The following is a 2,458-nucleotide window of genomic DNA, read 5'->3' on the forward strand; positions in this document are numbered from 1 at the left end:
CCCACTCGCAACTCATCGGAATCGCCCAGTACCGCGACTGGTACCTCGACCGGCCCCGCCGGTGACTCGAGCGGCGGCAACGCCGGTGTCGACAGTGCCGGCGACAGTGATGAGGGGTCGGAGGACGGACCGACGATGCGCAGGACCGCAACGTCGTGCGAAGTATCGGCCCCAACGAGCGCGGCGGAGAAACCGCGCCCGAGATCGAGGTCGACGACCTCGATCTGCGTGGCCTCGAAGACAACGTGCGCGTTAGCCTCGATTCCCGGTAGCCGAGTCTGAGCCTCCCGCCTGCTCCGTGCGCTGTCCATGATCTGTGTAACCGCTGGTGAGGGCGCTGGCCGCGACACGAGGACTGATTACTTCAACAGAACTTCTGGAACCACAACCCGGCCGTTGTGCAAGTTGTATCCGCCGATACTGTGAATGCTCCGGCCAGTACTTGCTGCTTATCAGGCCGTTGGGCTGCAGTTTCCCGGCGTGTCGAGTGTTCACCCACCGCCGGACCGTCCGTCGCGGCTCTATGATTCGACCGTGCCAGTGCTGGAGATACATTGAGGTCCGGGGCGGAGTTCTTCCTCAAGCCCGGCAGCTCCACGCAACGCCGGTACGAGGCGCTGCGCGCCTACTTCGTCCAGGAGATGCCCGCTGCGGAGGTAGCCGACCGGTTCGGCTATTCCACCGCCTCGGTGCACCAGATGGCTACCCTGCTGCGCACTGGGAAGATGACTCTGTTCACCGACCCGAAGCCCGGGCCGAAAGGCCCGCGCAAGGCCACCGGCGAGCTGCGCGAGCGAGTGCTGCTGTTACGCGCCGCCGAGCACAGCATCAGCGAGATCGCCGCGGCGCTGTCCGCGGCCGGGCTGCCGGTGTCCGCGCAGACGGTGTGGCAGATCCTGTCCGCCGAAGGGCTGCCGCGGCTGGGCCGCCGCGACGAGACCCGCCGGGGCAGCCCCAGCAGGTTGGACCCGATCAAGGCCGCCGCGCTACCGGATTGGCCCACCAGCCAGGTATTGCCGTGTGACCACGCCGGGCTGCTGCTGTTGTTCCCCGCGATGGCCCAGTTGGGGCTGTCCGAGCTGGTCGGCGGCTGCGGCTACCCCTCGACCACCGCGCTGACGTCCTGGCAGTCAATCGGGACCCTGCTGCTGGCCAAATGCGCCCGCCGCCCGCGGGTCCACCACCTCGGGTCACTGTCCGACGACGCCGGGCTGGCCGCCACCCTCGGGCTGACCGCGCTGCCCAAGGCCACCCACCTGGGCTCCTACTCCTACCGGGTGCGCCGCGAATCCAACCAGAACCTGCTCACCGGGCTGGTCCGCAAGCTGCGCGAGCTCGGGCTCGCGACCGGGCAGGCCGGGTTCAACTGCGACTTCCACGCCATCCGCCACCACGGCGATGACGCTGTCCTGGAGAAGCACTACGTGCCCACTCGCTCCCAGCGCACCCGCGCGGTGCTGACCTTCTTCGCCCAGGACCACACCAGCACCGAGATGGTCTACGCCAACGCCGATATCACCAAGACCGAGCAGGCCCGCGAGATCATCGCCTTCGCCGACTACTGGCAACACACCACCGGCACCGACCCCGGCCTGCTTGTGTTCGACTCCCAGCTCACCAACTATCGGGTGCTCAACGAACTCACCGCCCGCGGCATCACCTGGCTGACCCTGCGCCAACGCGGCCACACCGAACTCTCCCGCCTCGCCGCGCTGCCCGCCTCCGCCTGGCACTACGCCACCATCGACCGAGCCGGCCGCTACCGCCGCCCCCAGATGCACGAAGACATGACCAACCTCAAAGGCATCGACGCGAAAGTCCGCCAGATCGCCGTGCGCAACATCGGCCACGACCAACCCACCCTGCTGATCACCAACGAGCTGACCACCACCACCAAGGCCCTCTTCGCCCGCTACGCCGAACGGATGATCATCGAGAACGAGCTCGACGCCTACATCGGCGGGTTCCACCTCAACGCCCTCTCCAGCGGTATCCCCCTCAATGTCGACCTCGACACCACCCTCACCGTGCTCGCCGGCAACCTCTACCGCCTCTTCGCACGCACCATGCCCCGCTACGCCGCCGTCACCCCCGACACCCTCTGGCGGCACTTCCTCGACACCGGCGGCACCCTGCACATCACCGAGAACACCGTGACCTGCGCGCTCAACCTCCGCAGCCACCACCCCGTCCTCATCGACGCCGGCTTCGCCGATCTCAAGACCCCCATCCCCTGGTGGAACGGACGCACCCTCCGCTACCGCTTCCCACCCCGCTGATCCCCCATCAGAAACCTCAACTCAACTTCCGCACCGGGAATCGAGGTTAGTGACGATCAGCCCGCTCGCGCCCAGCACGATCCCGGTTCCCGCGCCCTCCGCACCTGGGAACCGGGAGTACACATCGACGACCCCGCGCTCGGCGCCGGACCACCCTGATAGATCAGGCGCGCCCGAGG

Annotated in this window: 2 protein-coding genes; one reads left to right on the top strand and one right to left on the bottom strand. The window is 67.6% G+C overall.

What is annotated here, in order from left to right; translation table 11 throughout:
- The coding region (locus tag VGJ14_04170; GenBank protein ID HEY2831597.1) for a hypothetical protein at positions 1-311 on the bottom strand (311 nt) is incomplete at its 3' end.
- A 243-nt stretch (positions 312-554) separates the two neighbouring features.
- On the opposite strand from VGJ14_04170, the gene VGJ14_04175 reads away from it, so the two are divergent.
- Positions 555-2,279: a hypothetical protein gene (locus VGJ14_04175; protein HEY2831598.1), complete on the top strand. Its 1,725-nt coding sequence runs from the start codon at positions 555-557 to the stop codon at positions 2,277-2,279.
- Positions 2,280-2,458 lie beyond the last annotated feature (179 nt).

Source organism: Sporichthyaceae bacterium, from assembly GCA_036493475.1.
In the GTDB taxonomy this organism is placed as follows: Bacteria; Actinomycetota; Actinomycetes; order Sporichthyales; family Sporichthyaceae; genus DASQPJ01.